Below are 18,661 nucleotides of genomic sequence, written 5' to 3' on the forward strand. Positions count from 1 at the left end.
GTGAAGTCCCCATCAGGGTGAAACAAGCTATTAATTGTACATCCGGATCAGAAGGGAAGTTCTTCGAGCGGATCGATTGGACCCTGGTTCATAAAACCCTGACCGGCTGCTTGTGCCATTGGTTGTATTGGTTGTCGCTGAGGAGCCTGCTTTTGTGCAAGTGCAGCTTGACCATCTTGTTTGTAGTAGCGAGGCAATTCCTTCGGAAAATCATTCACCACAGTTTCCGTGGTAAAGTGATCTGTACCGCTTTGATCCTGCCATTTACGTGTCCGCAATTCGCCCTCTACTTGAATGACATCACCGGGTTCAAGCTTGTCATTCACATGCTCGGCACACTGGTTAAAAGAAACCAGGCGGTGCCATTCAGTTTCCTCATCCCAGTTGCCAGTTTTCTTGTTCATTTTGGACTTCGTTGTTGCCAACGAGTAGTTCAATACTGGTTTATGATGAGATTTTGTGTAACCAAATTGCTTTTGACCTACACGGCCAATAAGGAACACTATCTGATACATGATGTATCTCCTATTTAGTCTGTTGTGGAGGATGTTCAATCAGTACCGGTTGACGCTTTGCTGATTGAAAGAGGTTTCTGTTACGCAAATAAGGAACAAAACAAATAACTTAATGCAAAGCATTAAAAGTTCTTTTCCTTATCCCGATTGTTTGATGAAGCAAATCTATAGCCGTGGGTCGTGTCATACACGATCTCAGCTATATCATCCCTCATTAGAACAGAGAATTCTGGCAGAACCAGAACATCACCTGCAGTAGTTACACACACAATGAAAGTGCCCATATGAGCTTTTTCATTAGCTTTTTCATTAGCTTTTTCATTAGCTTTTTCGATGGCCTCTTGAACATTGTTCTTGGGACTATCGGAAAGTTGCTGATGCGCGTTGAAATCGAAGTTGTACATAAAGTGTCTCCAATTACTTAGTTGAGTATTTGGTCAAAACGCCGCAGCGTTCGTACCCGCTTCATGACCAGTTTGGGGGTACTTACCAGGTGCCATTGTTGAATCAACAACAGCAACAAGATTCGGAGACACACGAAGACTGTTTAGGGCTGCTCTTTATGTTTGTGTAAAGAACAGGCCTAAACGCCCTGGTGCAAGGTGAGAATTAAATGGGTACAGTGAAAGGCTAAAGCCTTAACAGGAAAAACTTGATGTTAGAGAGGATAAACTAGAATCTGGTATAGCCGGCTGTGTACGGCAATAGAGAGAGTTCAGATAGAGCCTAGCTTTTCAGCCTGGTGCCGACTATATGACTCGATAAGGCACCTATTAATGCGGTGTAGTCACTACACCAGCACACACAGAAACCTATATCAAATACCCCCCCTTTTGCAAGTCGTTTAAAGGGATCACGGCTTTTGACCCTTTTATTAGAGCGTTTGAACGCTTATCCCGCTATTTTTATCCTCAATAATTATTTATTTAGTGGTGTTTTATATGACTACCAGGCGGAAAGTCGCACTCATTCTTTTTCTTGAGGGGTTGGCTAGCTCCGGATTGCAGATGATCACCATCCGCCAAACAGTACCTTTTGTCGGAAGCTCTGTGCTCTGCACTTCGATTATCATCAGTTGTTTCCTTGCCGCGCTGGCTTTAGGGTACTACTGGGGAGGCCAACAGGCCCCTGAGCGTTATGCGAAATCGCTGGTAATGAACCTAGTTGGCAGTATCGCCCTATTCGGCATAGGGTTGTCTTACATTTTTGTAAGCTTCTTTTTCCTGTCCATCGCGGACATGACTCAAGGGATATCCTATCTCAGTAATCCACTGATTCATCTATTCCTTTTCAGCCTACTGGTGATGTCTCCTCTGGTCTTCTTTCTTGGCCAAACAGTTCCATTACTGCTCAATACCGCGGACCACGAAATCAGCAAGAGCAAAGCCACTGGAAATGCCACAGCACTAAGTACGATAGGCAACGTACTTGGGTGTTTGATCACATCCCTGCTACTCATGTACTTCCTCGGTGTCGGTTATTCGATTTTTATCAATTGTCTTATTTTGGCGATATGCCTTTGCTTTATGGTCAATTGGAGTAGCTCCAGGACAAAATATGTACTGGGCTCAACATTGTCATTTCTAACCATTTCTTACACTCTGAACGTAAAGATCCCAGACAGCTTGTTCGCCGCAACTACACCCTACTCCAATTATCATGTAGCAGATCATCCAGATGGGAAGCGATTCATCATCAATCGAAGCAGCGCTTCCTTCATTGGGGAAAATGACAGGAAGGGATGGCCATACATTGAAATCATGAAACAGGGTATATTTGTTGATGACATGGCAGGGAAGGATATTCTGGTACTGGGGGCCGGGGGATTCACCCTTTCTGCGGAAGAAACGAACGGAGCTCACTTTACCTATCTCGATGTTGACCCGCAGATTAAGCCAGTTGCTGAGAATTACTTTCTTGAGGAACCCATCAGAGGAGAGTTTATAGCCAATGACGCCAGATCCTACTTGCTGACCAGTGGAAAACTATGGGATGTTATAGTTGTGGATCTCTATACCAATGCTGCCACCACCCCGATGCACACAGCTACCTATGAGTTTTTCTCCCTGGTTAGCTCAAGCCTTAAGCCTTCCGGTAAGGCAGTCCTCAATATCGCCGCCAATCCTCGACTTAGTGACAAATACTCAGCAAATATGGATTTTACTGTTCGCCAAGCCCTATCACGCTGTATCACGGACATTACCGGATACCAGGACGCTTTGGTAAATATTGTCTATTTCTGCTCGAAGAGGTCGAGCATGGACGATAAAACAATTGCCAGTCTGTATCGAGATAATACAACTAAAGTTACTGTAGACGGTTACCTCTCCTCGATGAACATCAAAAAATGGCAAGGCCGGGGTGAATCCACTAATGGGCAATAGCGGAAAGAAAAAGTGGGTGTCTGCCAGCGACGTTGGCAGAGCATCCTATTGCCCACATTATCTGGAGCTGAAGGAAAAAGGAACCAAGCCTTCCCTGCAGTCTCTCGAAACAAGGGCAAGGGGTGAAACCAGCCATGAAGCACTGAATCGTCAAGCTGAAGACCAACGCTGTTTCGTTGCGACACATCTCTATGGGATCAACCATCCCAATACATGTCTACTGAGGGTATATCGCGACCAACAACTCGCCTCTCACTTCAGGGGCAGGGTGTTTATAAGGATTTACTATGCTCTATCCCCTCCGCTTGTCATCGCATCGCGAAAATTTCCCATGATTTCCAGAGTCATGCGGTACTTCGTGGACAGGCAAATTTGCCGCATTCAAGAGAGACGTGAGGATGATTGATGTTTTCTTGCACGGTCTGCTTGTGCTTGCTGCCGCAGCCCTCCTCTAAAATTTCTTACAGCACATTGTTAGCACTAGAAATAGTCTTGGGATAGAAGGAAAACTCATTTGGATTGACAAAGGACGATCTACGAAACCATTCTTTAACCATGCATTCGAGGTCCTGGGCAAGCCGGATCTCATGTATCGAATTCGAGGCGGAATTCTGGCAGTTGAGTATAAAAGCCGACGAGGCCCTGTATTCACGAGCGATGTTGTGCAAGCAAAGTGTGCTGCTCTTGCCGCCCGCAGAAACGGTTATCAGGTTACGCAGTTACTTGTGAAAACTTCAAGCACCGAAAAATATATCGAGTTACCCCGTACCGACAGAGCCCTATTCGAAGAGATCAAAAAATATGTAATTCTAACCAGACAGGCCAAAGCCGGTGTACGGATGAATCCATGGCCAAATGCCGGGAAGTGCCGTGGCTGTGCGTACAAATTTTCGTGTCAACATGTCATGCGCTAGCCTTCGTCACCTTCATAGGATCTGTACTACCGAGGTAAGCGATACATGCGAAGCGCCATCATCAATGGCAGAAAGTAAATACTCTACTTCTGAAAATACCAGGTAGTTAAACTAAGAATCATCAAGTTCGCGCAATATGAGATCGTGACGGCGTATTAATTGCTACCTTTTATACCAAAAGTACTACTCGATAGTATAGCGGCACTATAAGTTGGATATCGATCCACTAGTTATCTTGATCCTTCCGAAGGCATTTCTTTTTCGGGGCTTTAACATCATTAAACGCCTGATCTAACTTCACCCTAAGCGCAACCGCTCTCTCACATTGTGTCCAGACCTCACCGCCATCCTCATGAGGCTCCAGCCCCCTGGCTCGTTCCAAAACTCGTAAGCGGTCATTTAGCTTTCGTAATTCATCAAGGGGCATATCTGGGCTAAATAACTCCTCTATCGCTTGTGCTGCCTGATCCGCCTTGTGCAAGTCAACAATCAGTATACATTTACCCTGACACTCCTCAGATTCCAGTTGGGATACTTCTTCCTTGCTCAGATTCCAGGGTTCCCAAAACTTCCTTTTCCGGTTAATCATACTCTTAACCTTTAACCTAACAGCAGAGTGTTGGAGTTAAGCACCCAACACCTGTATTTTGTTTGATACAGCTTTATCATTGACTATATCAATAATACACTGATGAATTTTACTTAGTAGCTTTTTTGCCCTATGGCAACCAATCCAGCCACCATCCACTGCCTCACGAACCTCGGCAAGGACTTGGACTTTATTGGCTAAGACTCTGATTTCATCGATATATAGAGCATTGTGAAACTCCTGCTCTAACTCCCCCTGCTATTTTATCAGCAATCTTAATATTTGAAACCAGGTGATACCCCTCTTCCACTGAATTGCCAACAGCTTTCACCCTATCCTTCATACTTAAACCCCAAGGTTCCCAGTACAAAATATCCATATTATTTACTGTCTCCAAATGTTGCGTTGAAATTCTCGACAATCAAGTGATTGATTCTCTCCAACATAATAAGGTTCTGGTCCAGCCATAAATGAACATTGCCATTAGCATAAAATCGTTCCTGATTCTTCAACTTCATAATTTAACTTTACTTTTTCAAGTTCTCGACTAACTTCATTCCAAGACAGCTCAGCAATGTCCTTTCGGGATTATTACCGGCTAAGTACTCAGCTTGCCATACAGAAAAATAGCAGTAACTCAAATCCAGCTGGTAACGGTTTGCCTCCAATCCCAGACTGATGAAGCAAGACTAAAAATCTGAATAACCCATGATTCCCCCTAAAACAGCGTAGCTTGTTTTGTTTGTTCGTCCCTCGATTCTCAACCCAACCCAGCCTTTTGCAAAGTCAATTTTTTGCCTTGATGTTCGAGAACTGTTACCTCTTCTAAGCACTCCAACTGAGACTGTGAATTTACTATGACAATCCCCGGTTCTTGTCCTGATATACATACAATATGCATCTCAGAGCGGTCAGCAACATATTGGATGTTGATAACGCCGCCTATTTTCCCCGACTTAGTTAGCCTGGTAGAGATCCATCGTCCTCGATGCCGCCACTTGCGCAGGTACTCGCTAACCCACTGAAAAGCAAAGAAACCTCCTATTTGGCGTCAACCTGTATTTGCACATTCAGCGCAAAAGACTAGCGGCCACGCGCCCGGAATTCGGTGCCGCGCAAAATTGGCATATCTGCGCAGTTTGAAGCAAAAACGAGAGTGAGAGAGTACCGCCAGCAGCGAAGCCCCCTGCCCCGACCTGGATTGCCCCTGCTGGCTGCTGCCAGCCGTTTGTGATCGCCTGCCTGGCTGCGCTGTCGCCACTTCTTCACCAGCCAATAAATTCCCACAATCAGCACACCGAAAATCTCCATAGCCATTCCCTCAGTTGTCTTTGAGTCAGGCTACCTGTAAATTTTTGGTAGATGTGTCACGAGTACCCTGCTCCCAGCTATCTCTCGTGGTGGTTATTTAAAACTCGACCGCGAAACCGTTGGGCAGTGGATTGTAGGATTCAAAGATCAGTGCGGGCTCAACCCGGAAAAACGCCAAAGTGGAAGATACCCAACTCAACAGGGCCTCTTTCATACGGCTGATGCGGCGGCGAAAATCCCACAGATAGGCGCGTTTACACAATCAGCTTCTAGTACCCGTAGCGGGCTTTTCCTGAGTGGTGTCTAGATTCTGCTGGGCCAGCTGATAATCATTCAGCAAACGCTCTGCATTGCGCACCAGCAGCCGCGAGCGGCTGGCTTGCTACGCAGCATTAGACGATAAAAGGATAGGAATGCCCCTGGCAGGCTGAGTGTCACCCGGTCTGTGGTAGTATGTGCAGTAACCAATGATACAACTCCTTAATAGTTGTGTATTTGGTTAGCGGGCTTGGAGAGCTGCCACTTTCCAAGCCTAGTAAATAGCGTGGCCAGTATCTTAAAGATACCACGTATGCGAATACCATGCATACCCATCTTCTACCATTCGTGGGAAAGCGCAGTAAACAGTCATTTGAGTAACTTTACAGGTCTAGCAGTCTCACCAGAAGTGAGACTTATCGGCGTCTAGCAGAGAAACTTTGTATTGATCACGAAGCTTGTTGCTTTGATGTAGTTTGTATTTGAAAGCGGAACAAGCAGCACGAAAAGTATTCTTTGATACTTACCGATCATAAAGCCAAAAAACAGTTGCCAGTCCAACCTTTCGTGAGACCCTGAGATTGAAAAGAGTTTGCGAATGCAGATCAAACCCAATACCCGGCTTGGAAATGAGGCCGATCTCGTAAGCAAGCTATGTAAACAATTATCGTCATCTGAGCTGGGATTTAGAAAATACAGCTATCTCTCTTTTAACCTGAAAGAATAGAATTATGATGATTGAAGCCACAATAATTGTCCGTACCGCACATCTCGAAAAGGTAGCAGCTCTCTTTACCTCAATCGCAGTTGAGGTGAATAGCCAGGCCTCTAGTGATTACGAAGGTACATCCAAAATCCTTGTCAGTGGAAAGGTTTGCCTAGGTGATTTGCACCTGGAAGTGGTACTGGACAACCTACGACAACACGGTATCTCTTATAGCTACTATTGGCGAGAGCCGAAGTGTAAATATGGCGGGGAGAGCCACTACCGGTCAAATGGGAAGTATGATCAGCACTTGTCTTGGATGGACCATGAGAAGAATATGGTCAACATTGAAGATGTTCGGCAAGCCGTAGCTCAGGGCGAAATAGCGGTTCTTGAACTACTGGAAACAATGGAAAGCCGTTTCACACCTTTAGACTGGCAAGAAGTTGCAGCGTAAACCAGATAATTATCCACAGAACAGGTGAATAACCATTGGTATAATGTCTGCTATTACCCGATTTGTAAGGGCTAGAGCGAACTGGCTATTTTGTGATCTGATTGGGGAGATTTGTACCTTTGCATAGGCTCAAACGTCGTCAGCGCTTCTACAACGCACTAGGCCAGATAATCCTTCTCTTCGCGGGTCTGGTCGCTCTGATTGGGTATGGCCTGGGTCCTTTGCTCACTGGTAAGCAATGGCAACTCGCGTCTCTAGGGGTCCATTTGGCATCAACTATCACCGGCTTATTATTGGTTTGGCTAGGCTTAAAGCAAGCGATATTTCAAGGAGTACAATCAATGGATACGTACATGGAAAAATATTGGCCTTATAGACTGCTGCGGTGGTCTCTATTCAAATTCATAGGCTTAATTACGTTTCTATTTTCAGTGGTATTGCTTTCGATCATTGATGAAGAGGTAGACGATATTGAGAGTAGCTGTGATGAAGGTACTGTTGACGAGATTTGGAAAGCTCATCCTCAGCACTACTATGACAAAGAACCTCCCAACCCATTATCGTAAAAAGGAAAGCCCCACAAAGGGGCTTCCCACACTTCATCTAGCCTTTTTACCGTTATTTCTTTTTTGGTCTTCTAAAGCGTCCAGAGAAGGCCTGCGAGCCTAGTGGCGAACCTTGGCCAACACCCATTGCACCCATTCCTCTGACCATTCCAGATCCGGCGTAGCCCATAATGGCCAACCAAATTACAGGAAGGAATACCGTTGACATTCCAGTCACTGCGGTCAATATCGCACTGTTTGCTGGGTTGTCAAACCATCTTGCCTCAGATACATAGTACGCAAGTAGATTGTTGTCCATCCAGTAAGATGCAGCCCATATTGCATTAATGAACTCAAGACTAAAATAGGTAATCGTCAGTGCGGTAAAGGCAGTAAAACGGAAGTTGGCTAAAACCATAACAATGGGCGATGCCATAATCACTACCATCTGCATTAGCGCGAGTACAATTGGGCCAGCAATTTTCATTAGCTGTCTTATTGTACTGGCCTGCAAAAATTCTCTCACGCCCAATGCTGCACCAGTACCACCAACAACAAGATCATAAATTGCTTTCCCCCAAGCTCGATCAGTATCTAGCGTACCTGACATATCCAGTTCGGTCCTGGACTGAAGGTTCGCAGCCTCCGCTTGTAATATCGTCTTGATGAACAGGTCTTGCTTTATGGTATCAGTTAAATTGACTGGAGATACAACTCTATAACCCCAATCCATCCAATCTTCCAGCACATCGCCTGCATCATCCACTGGAATATCATCTAGTATGAGCTGGCGTAGGCCCAGTGCTTCATTAACAACTCCCGGCCCCTCCTCACCTAACCAAACTTCCTTACAGTAAGGATGCGCGCCTCTAGTTCTTGCCGCATCTGAATCCCTTATGGCCTGTTGCCGAGAGAACCCATACCGTTCCATATCCTCCATGAATGCCTCCTCGTGCGAGTAGTATTCATCTACCGTATTTAGGAATATCCTGGAACCTATCCAATCAATATCTTCTTGCTCAGTAACATTCGCTGGCACGGTACCACCAATTGCCTTGTAGCGTGACTGAGCCAACAAGTAGCATTGTTCGTAAAAGTCCCCAAGCCTTTCACGCAGCACATCATTTTGAACTGTGATATTACTCATACGCATGAGCAAGAATTCGTAGTTGTTAACGCACTGCATCGACTTAATTGCAGTGTTCGTGATTGCGCTGGAGATGAAAGTTATAAGTGACCAGGCCACCGGCTTGTGGATTTCCAATCCACCACCCATACTGGAAAACCTGTCATCCAAACTTGTTCCTGTGTCATCACCGTCCCCTTGTGTATTAGGAGGAGGATTACAGTCATTAACCGCAATATCGTACTTTACTGCCGACAGCGATACACCCCATCCCTTATATGGTATTACGCAAAGTATCAGAACTAAAACAATAGCAACGACACGAAATTCAAGATCCCGGATTACGTCATCGGCATCATTTCCGGCCGTGTAGCTATCCGCGAAGTTACTAATTATCGCTACAATGAATGGTACCAGGGCTATACCAGAGCCGGTGAGAATGTCCCATATTGCACCGTACATGCCCCAGGCAAACATGAGTGAATAAACTTCAATGAGGTTATTCGCTACCATGACTGCGCCCCCAATTGTTGGACAATTATCAATTCAAAAAATAGGAACATCGCAGCCACATGAAAACGCCGCTTATTAATTTTTAAAGCCAATTCTTCACAGCTTCCCTCAGGCAGCTCTTTATTTTTTGAGCAGATATACGCTGCCAATTTCTTGGAAAGATATGTCCAGAATAGAATCACCAGAACGTAAAATATTACTCGGAACCACAGCCATTCCCGAATTAAATTCAACTCTCTAATCTGTTGCGGTGAATGTCCAGATAATGCAGATATGATCATTCCTCCAACCAGGAGTGCAATTAATCCCCCCCCAGTTATCAGAAACATTTTTGCAAGCTTTTTCATTCACGGCGTCCCCAACTGGTTAGTCCCAGTCGCCTTTGCCCGATCATGAATTATTGTTTCTTGAATACGTTTTTCCTCAAGCCCCATGATCTTAACGATGGTTTCTTTAGCAATCGCTTGTCTGGTCTTAATTTCATGATCCAACTGATCCAGTTCAACCTGCAATTGATCAATCGAGTCATTCACTACTAATTTTGCAGGTTCAAATGCAGCAATATTCGGCTCCTTGACGCCGGTTCTTAATAGTTGTGTCAGTAAACGTCCCTGCTCAACAAGCCTTGCATAAGCAATTTCACCAGCCAGCTTTCTGATCATCTCACCCTGCCCCAGAGAATCACGTTTACGAATTGCCATGATAATGGTGTCATTGATGATTACTCCTGGAGGAGCCGAGACTCGATTCAGGTTCTGCCAGGTTAACTGGGTAGCGCCCGTAACGAGGTCTTCCAAATCGTCCATAAGTACATCCGTCATGTCGCGGTGCATGTAGGTCAATCCTTTACCAGGTGTCCCATGCATTTTTTTACAGCCATCGCAGGTTCTTACTTCTATGTCCCCAAGCACTCGCGTTGACCAGTTGGATGCGGTAACAGGTCCATTCCAGTACTCCCACAGTGGTGTCCCCTGGCCATCTGCGGTGCCTACTGTGGAGGTGGCACAGCTGTTTACTCGGTCAAACATAATGTTGTAACCAACTTGAACCACATCAGAAAGCGCACGGATAGGTTGCTGTCCAGTTCCTCCCTTAAGGACTCCACAGGCCCATTCGGCACCACCATTGCCGTGGTTGGTGTCATCCAGAGCTTTTTTTGCCCGGATAGCATCACCACCCGAAGCATTAATTTCGTTAGCCCAGTTATTGGTCTTGATGGAGAGTTTGTACTTCTCAAACGGGAACGATTGTTCTCCCATCAGAACACGAGACATTTCCTCACAGGAAGTCTCTGCCCATTCAAAGTCCATCTTGCCCTGCAAAATACCCTGCTGCAGCAAGTCGTAGAGACCAGGATTAGCACGCTGAATTGCCAGTGCAGGCAAACTCGCCACTGCACCTGTAGCGGATTGGATGATGTTATCCATCATGTCCCGGAACCCCTCGGTAATGCCATTGAGCTGGTTGCTCACTGAAATACGCGGGTCAAACTCTCCACACTCCATATTCATATCCCAACCGACACCCAATTCCAGCACCGGTACCGTTTGGACTCTTGTTGGTGCATCTGAAAAATAGCCACCACCAATTTGATACTCTGTCGCGCCTTTAAGGCGAGGTGAATGTTCCCGGCTATCGGCAAGAACTACATTTGAAAGTGCTATTGTCGCCGCTATCGCTACAAGCCTTGTTTTTATGTTAATCATCCTATTTCCCCTTAGATTGCCTTAATTCGTTTGAGTCAACGCATCCTGGCTATCAACCCGAGTGAAAGATCAGAATTGCACCTTCTTGCTCGCAGCACTTAAAGGCACGCCAAAAGTTCCAAACATAACTACCGTCTTCTGAACGACGACGACTTGATTCATTGTCACTGTAAGGAAACGATCTGCACCCGTCTTCTTCGTATGGGTAAAGCATTTGCCACTGGCCTGTATCCTTATCATCTTGGTCCAATGGACCTGGTGGCCAATAACCTGGCTCATCATCTTCGTCGATTGAAAAATAAAGGTGCGGCTCACCAGAGCGAGTTATGAAGTGGGCCGATCGGAACGCTGATAAAACTGCCGCTTTCAATGGATCTTGGGAAGTCATGAACCCATGTCTGGGATAGATAGCGCCATAGTTATTGGTCTTAGTTTCAAACCCATAAATACCCGTTCCACCATCACCTAGGTCCCACATTTGGACCAGAGGTAACCAAGACATTGGGTAAAACATCTCTGGCACGTCCCATCTCCACGCAATGGAGTCCAGGTTGGAAATAAAATAGGGGAAGAACATGGTGGTTGTTCCTTCACAAACATATCCACCTACAGATGAAGCCAGTGAGTTGAAGGCAGTGATTGCTGGATTACCGTATGCATCTACCAACTTAAAATGTAGGTTCGCATGTTGTTTCTTGGAACCTTCGGTACTGACACCGCCACGAATCCCTACGTTTCCGACGTTGTAGTCTTCAATCCAGCTAATAATCGTTGTAACCCACGATGAATCCGCATCGCCCTGGGATACTTGGTTAAGATCTTGTGATTCAGTCCAGGGCTCTCCATTCGCTCGGTCATAAGATTGAATGGTCAACTCGGGGACAAAATTCTTTACCTTAACCGAGTAATCGAATTCACATGCCACAAGGACGCAAGTCATCCATATGCATATACCTCTAACCTCCCAGTCCAGACAAGCAAGCGCGGCAGACATTGTTTCCGTTACAATCTCGGTCGTGGTAATGACGCCCTCATATTCGTCATCCTGCTCACCATGGCAAGCTATGCACTCGATAGTTCCTCGTTCTTCGAGCAACTCCTGAGTATTACCGATCGTCTCATCACGAGCACCGTCAAGATTGTTGGGATCAAAGTTTTCCCATGAATCCGGGTAGGAAAATGCCAGGGAGGACACACAAATTAGTAATGGCACGAACACAGCCAAGAATACTTTTCTCATTGCCTCTTACCTCTCTCTGCATATACCCGTATCGCCTCTTCCAATGAGTGAATGCCGTACAGGATGTACTTATCGTTAATCACAATGGCTGGTATTTTCTTGATGCCATATCGAACTGCTCTTTCTTCAGGCTCCGTGCTGGCGACAATTTCCTGATAAATTGCATTCCATTGTGGTCCGTTCTGTATATCGCTAAAGGCCGACAAATAGGCTTCCTTAACACCACCCCGCTTAGGTGCCTCATCAACTTTACTTTTAACCAAGGTTTTCAGCTTTCTTTCTGAGTGTTCCTTAGCATCAAGGTTGTGAGTGATAACGGGAGTTCTTAGAGATAGCCGGATATCCTGCTGTACTTGAATTGAATCATTCTGGAATATCCGAATGCTATAAATGTCCTCCGCAGACGCTGAGGCACAAGCAAGGACAACGATAGGAACTAACAATTTCAGAAGGTTCACGAGGTAACCTCCTGTTCTTCATCCGCCAGAAGATCATCCCGGAGTGCTTCAACAACCTTTGTGTCTGCCTGTTCATCGCTGAGTGCAGCTCTTTCGCGCTCCAATCGGGCTAAGGTTTCTTGAGCTAAAACCTTTTCCTTATCCCTCACCCTGCGAGGCTTAGGGACTTCTGGTTCATCAGCAATGCCACGGTAGTAGTCGATCATTTTCCCAACATACTCAGCCGCTTCAACTTCGGAGATACCGAACTGCCTCATATACGTGGCGCGTTCAGTTTTTTCATCTTTCTCTGTACCGGCAAGACTCAGGAAAATAGATGGCGGTACATTTCGGAAAAGTGCCTCCATGTTTTCTGAAAGCACAACACCTTCTGTATATTTCTTCGGCTCCTTCTTCGCCGAAAGCATGAGCTGCTTTTGCTCATCACTCAGATTTTTGAATCGCGCAATATCCTCAATTTCGTCCTGTGGCATAACCAAGCAGATCCACCACTCGATCATGTTCAGCATCTTTTTGGCCGAACTTGGGAAGTCAGCCATGTTCTGAGTAGCCACCCACCACCATGCACCCAACTTTCGCCACATCTTCACAACCTTTACAACGAAAGGTGCCAAGAGGGGGTTAGTGGTAATGATGTGGCCTTCATCAGTCAGCATGACGATTGGACGTTCATCGTGTTGATGCTTCTCTGCCAGATTATTTATGCGCATCATGATTGAGGTATATGCGATAGCAAGTTGTGCGTTGTAGCCTTCACGCGCAAACGTAGCCAGATCCACGATGGTCACATCGGTGTCCGGCCAAGCTTCACCATCGGTGTTGAACACTTCGCCTTCAAAACCATCACAGAACATGCGCAACGACTCACCCATCTCAAATGCACGTATTCTTCGGTGCTCTGGATAGTTATCGTTTTTGTTGATCATGATGAAGCCGTCGGCAACGTCCGATGTCATTGTCCTTCGGCCCTCTGAACTGGCCTTCTTTGCACCATTTAGAATGGCATCACGGATCATGCGTCGGTCAGCACGGGAAAGTTTCTTCGCTTCCTCTTCCTCACCCCCAGTGATCATTAGGGTGGCTATAATCTCCATCTCACCCATGATGTCTCGTTGCTCATCCCCGTCATCATCACTATCGCTGTCTTCCACCATCATCATCTCAGCGATGACATCCATAGCAGCCTTGTCCCGAACTTGCTTGCGCTCAAACTCAGTCAGCTCGTTATAAGATTTGTAGGTGTCGTCGATCTTGATCTTTTCGGGTATGTGCGCTCTCAGGTCATCCTCGGTAATCATGGAAGTATCACTGACAATACGTGATCCAAGCAGCACCTCTTCATCTCCATCGAGTAGCTTGTCAGCATCAACAAACGGAGGCAGGGTTACACCTGCACCAGGCTTTAATTGCACCTTATTAACGGTCATGTCTTTTTCGGCGAAATAATCAGCTAACAGGCCAAAGGAATTACCGGCTTCAACGATGTATAAACGTGGCCGCAGCAACGCCATAATTTGAGAAGCCATGTTGGTAATAGATGCTGACTTACCCGCACCAGTAGGCCCAAGGATAAGACCATGTCCGTTTTTCTTCCGATCCTCTCCGTGGAAGGGGTCAAACGAAATGGGCTCACCCCCACGGTTATACATAGTCTGACCCGGATTACCTGTACCGCGATGTCGGCCAAAGACCGATGAAAGGTTTGCAAGGTGCTGGGACCATATTGGGCGAGTGGCCTTATAGTTACGATCCATCTTCGGTTCGTACACCATTGGCAGGTTGTAGATGTAGGCATCTAAACCGAGGGACTCGTCTTCCTCGCGTACCGGGGCCAACTGATTGGTTAGCAACATGGTGCTGACCTGATTGGATTTCATACGAAGATCCTTCAGGTTTTCACCACGGATATACACACACATCATTCCACGATAGAGCTTGTGCTTATTGCCCATTAGGTTCTTGGCAATATCACAGTCCTTACGCGCCATCGTTGCGTCGACGGATTCGCCCTTTGACTTACCATCGATGCGATTAATATGATTCTGGACCTCGTCTTGAGGAGTAATAATGATGGTTGTGGCCATGATGGTTCCCGGAGGCATCTTGTCCATCATGCAACTAGCTTTGCCTGTAGACGCTCCATCGGGCGTGACCGAACCTACCTCTCCCGAGATCTGACCGATCTTTGGTGTACGACGAAGCTTATGCACACGAATACAGCGATGAGGCAAATCATCGAAAGTCCAGGTCTGGTTTTCAGCATCTGATTTCGGAAGATTGAAAAACAAGCTTTCAGCGAGATCATCACCGCAAGGTAAATCGTCCTCGCTGACATAGCTGGCCAATTCGCGGAATTTACGCTTGTCCCCTTTGGTAAGCAGGGGGCGAGGATTAAACCAACCTAACATCCACTCATAGAACATCTTGCCGTTGTTACGGACCAAGGCAATGCCTGCATCTTTAAATGCAGTTTCGAGCTTTTGAATTACATCATTAAGCTCTTCTTCCGGTGTCATACCAGCATACGATTTCCACTTCGCTGGAAGCCGGCGATAAATAACCATCTTAATACGGCGAATTTTTCCACCCCAGGGTGCATCGAGAACTTCTTTATCCTCAAAAAGACCACCCTCTTTGCAGATCCCCCGCAGGTGGGCTTCCATGATATCCAGCCATTCGTTCGTGTAGTTTGAATCTTTGCAATACGCTTTCGGATAGGCACGGAGCTTCTCGATGTATTCCTCCATGTTGTCATCATCGTAGGTGTACTGCTGAATAATCCAGGGGCCATTTGACAGCTCTTCAAAGCAGTCCTGAAGGGCATCCTGAATAATATCTCGACGATCCTGTAGCCAGTTGTATGACCGCCCCTCGGTGGCGATTGGCACAACGTCAAAAACGGCTCCAACTGATTTGCCATCATCGAGGAGGATAGTCTGTGATTCCGTTTGGAACTCATACCAAGTTAACTTCTGCACAAATGAAGATGGTCGGTTATAGATTCGTGCAGCTTCCGTTGAAGTAAGAGGCTTTTTCTTTCCCTCTGTCTGCTCTTCATGTTTGGCTTCTGGTTGGGGGGCATTACCCGCCGACTCATGACCATCTTTTGGAGGTACGAACACCTCCAACAACTTCTGTGCAAAGCTCATGATCACTGCCCCCCGAAACTGTTTTCCATGTCGCTAACTTCTCCTGGCAATGCGTAATGCTCTTGCTCCCACATTTTAAATTCAGTGAGATATCCAGGAATCGGTACCTGTGTGTCAGCCGCGAGATGAGGTGCAACAAATACGTACATGGTTGGGTTGGGCAATGTCTTGAATCGTGCTTGGAGCTGAGTTTTCTCTGTCCGCACGTAGTAACTTAAGTCATTGTCACCTTCCATCTTCGGGCGACGAAGCAGTGATCGCGTGTCATACAACTGACCGCCACCAATGCCCTGCATGTGTCTATCGTAGACATCCTTCATGTCGTGCTCAGGTACCGGAAGGATTGAATCCTTTGTAGCACAGGCACTCAGCAAACTAATCAAGGTGACGGTCAGAACGACGGTTAATGTCCGCATAGTGATTTACCTTCCTTCCTTCAGGGTCATAGTCAATTTTCAATTCCTCTTTAATGTGGATAGCCAGCTCGGTGCCAGGTGGTACATAGATGGCATCAAAGGAATTTTCTTGGCGAGCGTCCAACCAATCAGTTACCTCATTAAGGCCTCCTGAAATAGCTGTGTTCTTAGCGACAATTTTTGGATCACCGGTTAGCCCACTGGTGAGGCCACCGCTATTGTTTGTCTGCGTAGTAAATTGGCTTGCCGCCTCCGCATTGGCATAGGATGCAGCGGCTGTCAGGCCCACACGCGAAGTTAGATATGTAGCGGCATTGGTTATGCGCTTACCGGTTATGCAGGGAATACCGTTCTTATCAGAGAACCATGCAATCGGATCACTGGTTTTCGTACCTGGCTCAGGGAAGGTAACAATGCTTCCATCCTGGAAAGTGAATGTCATCGAGGTGATCTCACCACTCACACAGGAAAGGGTCCAATCACCCTTCGCTATTCCTGACATCTTGATGCCGGTAACACCTGGAATATGTATGTCATTCGAAGATAGGTTTTCCTCACCCACCATCACTTTAAATGGGTAAGGATCAATCACCTGGCCATTAATGGGAATACGACCTAGCATGGCCGTCATCGAGACAGAGCCAATCAAAGTTCCGTTAACGGGTATTGTATAAGCTTTAATTGAGCGCTCTTCTTTAGTTCTTTTCTTATACTTGGTATGTCCTTTCTCCAGCTCTGGAAACACTTCATCCGCCGCTGAGCCGAAATCAGGAAGACTAATCTTAGTTGGATTGCGTGGATCGACATTGGCATCAATCGGGTTGGTCCAAACGATTTCATCAAAATTAACTTCCCTGCCGTTATCGTCGTAGCCAAGACCACTAGGTATACCCGCACTGCCGATGTCATATCCATTGGCTGTCTTCTTGCCTCCCTTCTCAGCACTCCCACCCTGTTGCAATTCTTCGAGTTTTTTTTCAAGTTTGGAAATCAAGCCACGAGTTAGATCCTGAGTGTGTTCCAGTTCTCGCTGTTGCTGCTCTGCTTGTTTTTCGGCATTAGAGAATCGGCTGTTCACGCGATTGTTTAAGCTATCCTCCATTTTCAGAAGTTTTTCAACTTCCTGCTTCAGCTTCTTGTTTTCCTCCTGAAGTTTCTCCGAATCCTCACGGACCGCACGAGTCTCTTTGGTGAGCGTTCGCATAGTCTCAACAGGACTATCAACATCAACGCCATACTCGTCTTCCAAGAAATCTTCACCCAGAGGATCAATAGATAATCCGTTATCTTCCTGGGCGGGCCCGCTTTCAATTGCGGATAACCCGGTTAACTCCATTGCGGCGGCAGGTGTTTGGTTTGCCACCTGCTTTTCCTTTCGGCCTTTGACGATCACGACAACTAGAATGACTACGATGAAAATCGCAAGGGCTTTGATTACTATGTTTGATTTCATTCAATACCCCCTATTTATGCTTCTGATAGTTCCGCTTTGCGTACATCCCGGACTTGGCTTCAAGCCGTGCCAATTCTTCTGCATCGGCTTTTAAATCCTGGTAGTAGGTCAACGGGTAAAGCGTTTCTTTCAAAGGTTTCTCTGAAATCAAGTAAAGTACGGTGCTATCACCAGGTGTACCGTTTGGATAAAGCATGTGATGCTGAAACGTTGCATGCGAGAAAGGCAAATTTAGATCGAGGTAATCCAGGCCCACTTCCTTGTCAGAAGTATTCTTAATGTGGATAGCTGCAAGATAGTAGCCTCCGCCCTGGTAAGCCAAAATTGGCCTTGAATAAGTCCTGTATTTGTTCTCACCCTTAAAGACACGAATAGCGCCCTTAACACCTAATGTAGTCTCCGTAATTCCATGTCGATCACGATGAAGCCTGGTAGGGCCATAGAGTCGCTGTGATGCAAACCGCGTAAGGTCAATCGGCGTAACGATCGGGGGGTTCCTTGGAGAATCTGAAACTTGAATCTCATCTACTGGAACCACGTTTTCAGATTCCAGCAGTATACGAACATCCTCCAAGGGAGTAGCTAATGGGTCTTCTTTAGACGCAATTAAATCCAGAAGAATGACCCGGCCATCGGTCAGTCTCTTCACTTGGATTCTTTGCTTGTCGAACTCGTTATATGGCAGTAGGTGAATAGCGCCCTGAGCAGACTGCACCCGAAACAGGTTCTTAACCATCTGGCCTTTAGTAATGCCCACTTGCACATGATCGCCAAATTGAATACTGCGCTCTTCGCCCTTACGCAATTCAATGGCGACAGGAAGATTGTTGTAGTGAATTATCTCTGTTGCCAGAGAGGTTCCGCTATAGAGACCAATGACAATAAAAATGAATGCAGTTTTGCTAAGAAAATTATTCATCT

The 18,661-nt window shown here is 46.3% G+C and carries 20 protein-coding genes; 5 read left to right on the forward strand and 15 right to left on the reverse strand.

All coding sequences use genetic code 11. The features are described 5' to 3' along the window. Positions 1 to 47: 47 nt before the first annotated feature. Both ACJJI4_RS23870 and ACJJI4_RS23875 read right to left on the reverse strand, forming a co-directional pair. Complete coding sequence (locus tag ACJJI4_RS23870; protein WP_444928270.1) at positions 48 to 515, reverse strand: single-stranded DNA-binding protein; 468 nt, start codon at positions 513 to 515, stop codon at positions 48 to 50. Positions 516 to 637: 122 nt separating this feature from the next. After that, on the reverse strand, positions 638 to 919 hold the full coding sequence (locus ACJJI4_RS23875; protein ID WP_444928271.1) for a hypothetical protein: 282 nt from the start codon (positions 917 to 919) through the stop codon (positions 638 to 640). 537 nt (positions 920 to 1,456) lie between these two features. Between ACJJI4_RS23875 and ACJJI4_RS23880 the strand changes: the two genes are divergently transcribed. From ACJJI4_RS23880 to ACJJI4_RS23890, 3 genes are all read left to right on the forward strand, one after another. Further along, positions 1,457 to 2,899 carry a fused MFS/spermidine synthase gene (locus ACJJI4_RS23880; RefSeq protein ID WP_444928272.1) on the forward strand — a complete coding sequence of 481 codons (1,443 nt, stop codon included), beginning with the start codon at positions 1,457 to 1,459 and terminating at the stop codon, positions 2,897 to 2,899. After that, positions 2,889 to 3,305: a CFI-box extended C-terminal domain-containing protein gene (locus ACJJI4_RS23885; protein WP_444928273.1), complete on the forward strand. Its 417-nt coding sequence runs from the start codon at positions 2,889 to 2,891 to the stop codon at positions 3,303 to 3,305. Before ACJJI4_RS23880 ends, ACJJI4_RS23885 begins: the two co-directional genes overlap by 11 nt. A gap of 163 nt (positions 3,306 to 3,468) precedes the next feature. Continuing rightward, entirely contained in the window at positions 3,469 to 3,813 is a 345-nt protein-coding gene (locus ACJJI4_RS23890) for a PD-(D/E)XK nuclease family protein (protein ID WP_444928349.1), read from the forward strand. Positions 3,814 to 4,039: 226 nt separating this feature from the next. Here ACJJI4_RS23890 and ACJJI4_RS23895 read toward each other — a convergent pair whose 3' ends face one another. The 4 genes from ACJJI4_RS23895 to ACJJI4_RS23910 form a co-directional block, all read right to left on the reverse strand. After that, positions 4,040 to 4,402 (reverse strand): hypothetical protein, encoded by a 363-nt coding sequence (locus ACJJI4_RS23895; RefSeq protein ID WP_444928274.1) that lies wholly within the window; start codon positions 4,400 to 4,402, stop codon positions 4,040 to 4,042. A 380-nt stretch (positions 4,403 to 4,782) separates the two neighbouring features. After that, entirely contained in the window at positions 4,783 to 4,920 is a 138-nt protein-coding gene (locus tag ACJJI4_RS23900) for a hypothetical protein (RefSeq protein WP_444928275.1), read from the reverse strand. 565 nt (positions 4,921 to 5,485) lie between these two features. Next, positions 5,486 to 5,713, reverse strand: a complete 228-nt coding sequence (locus ACJJI4_RS23905) for a hypothetical protein (RefSeq protein ID WP_444928276.1) — start codon at positions 5,711 to 5,713, stop codon at positions 5,486 to 5,488. A gap of 97 nt (positions 5,714 to 5,810) precedes the next feature. Next, positions 5,811 to 5,975 (reverse strand): hypothetical protein, encoded by a 165-nt coding sequence (locus tag ACJJI4_RS23910; protein ID WP_444928277.1) that lies wholly within the window; start codon positions 5,973 to 5,975, stop codon positions 5,811 to 5,813. A 727-nt stretch (positions 5,976 to 6,702) separates the two neighbouring features. Here ACJJI4_RS23910 and ACJJI4_RS23915 point away from each other — a divergent pair. Together ACJJI4_RS23915 and ACJJI4_RS23920 are read left to right on the forward strand one after the other, a co-directional pair. Continuing rightward, positions 6,703 to 7,134 (forward strand): hypothetical protein, encoded by a 432-nt coding sequence (locus ACJJI4_RS23915; RefSeq protein ID WP_444928278.1) that lies wholly within the window; start codon positions 6,703 to 6,705, stop codon positions 7,132 to 7,134. Positions 7,135 to 7,253: 119 nt separating this feature from the next. Continuing rightward, on the forward strand, positions 7,254 to 7,700 hold the full coding sequence (locus tag ACJJI4_RS23920) for a hypothetical protein (protein ID WP_444928279.1): 447 nt from the start codon (positions 7,254 to 7,256) through the stop codon (positions 7,698 to 7,700). A gap of 52 nt (positions 7,701 to 7,752) precedes the next feature. On the opposite strand, the gene ACJJI4_RS23925 is transcribed toward ACJJI4_RS23920, so the two are convergent. Genes ACJJI4_RS23925 through ACJJI4_RS23965 form a run of 9 tightly spaced genes read right to left on the reverse strand, consistent with a single transcriptional unit; the run spans position 7,753 to position 18,659 of the window. After that, positions 7,753 to 9,318, reverse strand: coding sequence for a conjugal transfer protein TraG N-terminal domain-containing protein (locus tag ACJJI4_RS23925; protein WP_444928280.1), 1,566 nt, complete (start codon positions 9,316 to 9,318; stop codon positions 7,753 to 7,755). Next, on the reverse strand, positions 9,312 to 9,665 hold the full coding sequence (locus ACJJI4_RS23930; protein WP_444928281.1) for a hypothetical protein: 354 nt from the start codon (positions 9,663 to 9,665) through the stop codon (positions 9,312 to 9,314). The genes ACJJI4_RS23925 and ACJJI4_RS23930 overlap by 7 nt, the downstream gene beginning before the upstream one ends. Further along, on the reverse strand, positions 9,666 to 11,024 hold the full coding sequence (locus ACJJI4_RS23935) for an integrating conjugative element protein (RefSeq protein ID WP_444928282.1): 1,359 nt from the start codon (positions 11,022 to 11,024) through the stop codon (positions 9,666 to 9,668). A gap of 52 nt (positions 11,025 to 11,076) precedes the next feature. Beyond that, a complete protein-coding gene (locus tag ACJJI4_RS23940) occupies positions 11,077 to 12,264 on the reverse strand; it encodes a TIGR03756 family integrating conjugative element protein (protein ID WP_444928283.1) in 1,188 nt (395 codons plus the stop codon). Beyond that, positions 12,261 to 12,722: a DUF1525 domain-containing protein gene (locus ACJJI4_RS23945; RefSeq protein ID WP_444928284.1), complete on the reverse strand. Its 462-nt coding sequence runs from the start codon at positions 12,720 to 12,722 to the stop codon at positions 12,261 to 12,263. The genes ACJJI4_RS23940 and ACJJI4_RS23945 overlap by 4 nt, the downstream gene beginning before the upstream one ends. After that, positions 12,719 to 15,871: a conjugative transfer ATPase gene (locus ACJJI4_RS23950; protein ID WP_444928285.1), complete on the reverse strand. Its 3,153-nt coding sequence runs from the start codon at positions 15,869 to 15,871 to the stop codon at positions 12,719 to 12,721. The genes ACJJI4_RS23945 and ACJJI4_RS23950 overlap by 4 nt, the downstream gene beginning before the upstream one ends. Before the next feature lie 2 nt (positions 15,872 to 15,873). Continuing rightward, complete coding sequence (locus ACJJI4_RS23955) at positions 15,874 to 16,287, reverse strand: TIGR03751 family conjugal transfer lipoprotein (protein ID WP_444928286.1); 414 nt, start codon at positions 16,285 to 16,287, stop codon at positions 15,874 to 15,876. Beyond that, complete coding sequence (locus ACJJI4_RS23960; protein WP_444928287.1) at positions 16,247 to 17,740, reverse strand: TIGR03752 family integrating conjugative element protein; 1,494 nt, start codon at positions 17,738 to 17,740, stop codon at positions 16,247 to 16,249. The genes ACJJI4_RS23955 and ACJJI4_RS23960 overlap by 41 nt, the downstream gene beginning before the upstream one ends. A 10-nt stretch (positions 17,741 to 17,750) precedes the next feature. Further along, positions 17,751 to 18,659, reverse strand: coding sequence for a TIGR03749 family integrating conjugative element protein (locus ACJJI4_RS23965; protein ID WP_444928288.1), 909 nt, complete (start codon positions 18,657 to 18,659; stop codon positions 17,751 to 17,753). Positions 18,660 to 18,661: the final 2 nt, after the last annotated feature.

Source organism: Microbulbifer maximicatervae (SeqCode), assembly GCF_052467305.1.